The organism is Vibrio sp. 10N.222.46.A1 (assembly GCF_041473595.1).
Lineage (GTDB): Bacteria > Pseudomonadota > Gammaproteobacteria > Enterobacterales > Vibrionaceae > Vibrio > Vibrio tasmaniensis_A.
Map to the genome: position 1 here is coordinate 1 of NZ_JBFRSN010000636.1, position 2,365 is coordinate 2,365.

Sequence of the window (2,365 nt, forward strand, 5' to 3'; positions counted from 1 at the left end):
TCGAGAAAGGTAATAAAGTTTTCACCATCTAGATTGGTGCTGCTGACCATCATGGTAGCTTTGGCGGGAGCGTTGTTGTCGGCTCTCTGTTTATTGGTGCTTAGTGGACGAAAGATTCTAAAGTCACCATCTTCAGAACCATAAAATAGAGCGACCAAATTGGTGTTTTGTTTGAAGATGATATCGACCGAAGCAAGCCAAGAGTCTTTTTCGACAGCGGAAGTTTGATGAGCAACAAACGGGCTCACCGCCATCACATTTAAGGTTGTGATGACAGGGGCAATGGCTTGTTTAAATACTGATTCCAGCTTGTCGCGATGCTCATTACTGATCTCGCGCACTGTGCCTAACAGCAGCTCTTGGGAGTGCCGATAACTTATCGAAATCAATACCGCACCGACAAGTGTTGTCAAAATTAGGAAAAGGCTAGTGATGTGGATACTCAGCGGATATCGTCTTCTTCTCATCTAACACTCCAGTTTGTAGACTGGTTTAAGTATTGACGAACTTGGGTAGGTTGCAAAAAATTGGCGTAATTACCGAGTATGATCGATTTTACTTAGATAAGAAAAGCGTTAGCGTCTTCTGGTAGCCACGTATTCCCGTGTCGTGTAAATGAACACCTAATAAACCTTTATGTTTGGGTGCTAATTGTCACTTTCAACTGATAAACTGGTCGAATTGTTGCTATTAAGCACTCATTTCTTAAGCACGTTTTTTGACCGAGCGAAGAGGGCATTGATTCATGGAACTAAAAGTAGACACCCACACCCACACATACGCAAGTGGTCATGCTTACAGCACGTTGATCGAGAATGCAAAATCGGCAAAACAAAACGGTTTAGCTATGTTTTGTACGACCGACCATTCCGAGTCTATGCCGGGCGCGCCACACTATTGGTTCTTCAGTAACCAACGTGTGCTCCCTCGTTTTATTGAAGATGTCGCTATTATTCGAGGTGTCGAGTCAAACATCATGAACACACAGGGTGAAATCGACATTCATCCGAGTGTGGATAAGAATCTAGATTGGGTGATTGCCAGCTTCCACGAGCCCGTTTTTCGCCCGTCGGATGTTGCTACTCATACAGAAGCATTGTTGAATGTGATTAAAGGCGGTCGTGTTGATGCACTTGGTCATTTAGGCAACCCAAATTTTGATTTCGATTTTGAAGTTGTGATTCAATGTGCGGCGGAACATAACGTAGCAATCGAAATTAATAACACCACGCTTAAAGGCAATAGCCGCGTTGGCAGTGTTGATCGTTGTTACGAGATCGCAAGAATTGCTAAAGCGAAAGGTGCGTTTATTACGACAGGTAGCGATGCGCATTTCTGCATAGATGTGGGTGGATTGGATCTCGTGTCTTCACTACTTGGTGAGGTGGGCGTGGATTCGAGTAAAGTGATTACCCATTCACCACAGCAATTCCTAGCCTTTTTGGTATTACGTGGTCGTCAATCGATTGCCGAGTTTTCGGTATTTGAGTGATGGTTTGTCCGGTACTTTATACTTTTTAGTCATTGGTTAGCTAGCTAGTTTGCATTTCGACACAATCAATTTTTGTGCCCGACGGATTTTTGTATACACTAACCGAAAATAATAAAGTCGAAGTGCCACAGTACAATAATGATGGCTCTAACTTCAAAGACACCGCTTCACTTGGAGAAATAATGAAAACTCGCTCAATCCTTTTATCTGGCTTAATCGCTGCTTCAGTATTGTCTGGCAACGCATTTGCTAATGTTGACCTTAAGAAAAACATGCAAGAAATGAAGCTTGCGTTCAAACAAGCGGCAGAAGCTCAAAGCATTGAAGAGATGCAAAAGCCTATCGTTCGTTTAGATACGCTAGTGGCAGAGCTCAAAACGGGTGTTTACCCAATAGAGAAAGAAGATAACTTCATGGAAGGTTTCAAAAAGATCAGTGCATCATTGGATAGCATTGAGCAGAAGCTAGACCAAGGTGACTTAGAGTCGGCACAGCAGGAACTTCGTACTATTGACGGCCTTCGTGAAGAGTACCATGAGAAGCGTAATCCAAGCATTTGGAGCAAGATCTTCGGTTAATTTTCTAATCAATTGAGTTTGCTAGATACGTAACAAAGAGCAAAACCTCAAGATTCGATTTCTAAAACGCTGTCTTACATTACCCTCTTTAGGGGAAGGTGTAAGGCGGCGTTTTTTATTGTCGTTTCTCTAAACAGTTTACTGCTATTTTTCTAGACATTTTACTGCTAATAGACGCGTAACATTCTTTTGGCTCTTTGGTTGTAACCAGTTTTTAACTAAAAAGAGTGTGCGTTAGCTTCAATTTTTTAACTTGCTGTTAATCTTTACGTTTACCTATATTCCAAGTCCCTCA

2 protein-coding genes and 1 pseudogene are annotated in these 2,365 nt (G+C 42.2%); 2 read left to right on the forward strand and 1 reads right to left on the reverse strand.

Going from position 1 to position 2,365, the window contains the following annotated elements; translation table 11 throughout:
- Positions 1–467: pseudogene (locus tag AB4496_RS17440) on the reverse strand (metal-dependent phosphohydrolase); the annotation flags it as partial.
- A 278-nt stretch (positions 468–745) separates the two neighbouring features.
- On the opposite strand from AB4496_RS17440, the gene AB4496_RS17445 reads away from it, so the two are divergent.
- Together AB4496_RS17445 and AB4496_RS17450 are read left to right on the forward strand one after the other, a co-directional pair.
- A complete protein-coding gene (locus AB4496_RS17445) occupies positions 746–1,492 on the forward strand; it encodes a phosphatase (protein ID WP_009845603.1) in 747 nt (248 codons plus the stop codon).
- Between the two features lie 182 nt (positions 1,493–1,674).
- Positions 1,675–2,070, forward strand: coding sequence for a cytochrome b562 (locus AB4496_RS17450; protein ID WP_012600383.1), 396 nt, complete (start codon positions 1,675–1,677; stop codon positions 2,068–2,070).
- The last annotated feature ends 295 nt before the right edge of the window (positions 2,071–2,365 follow it).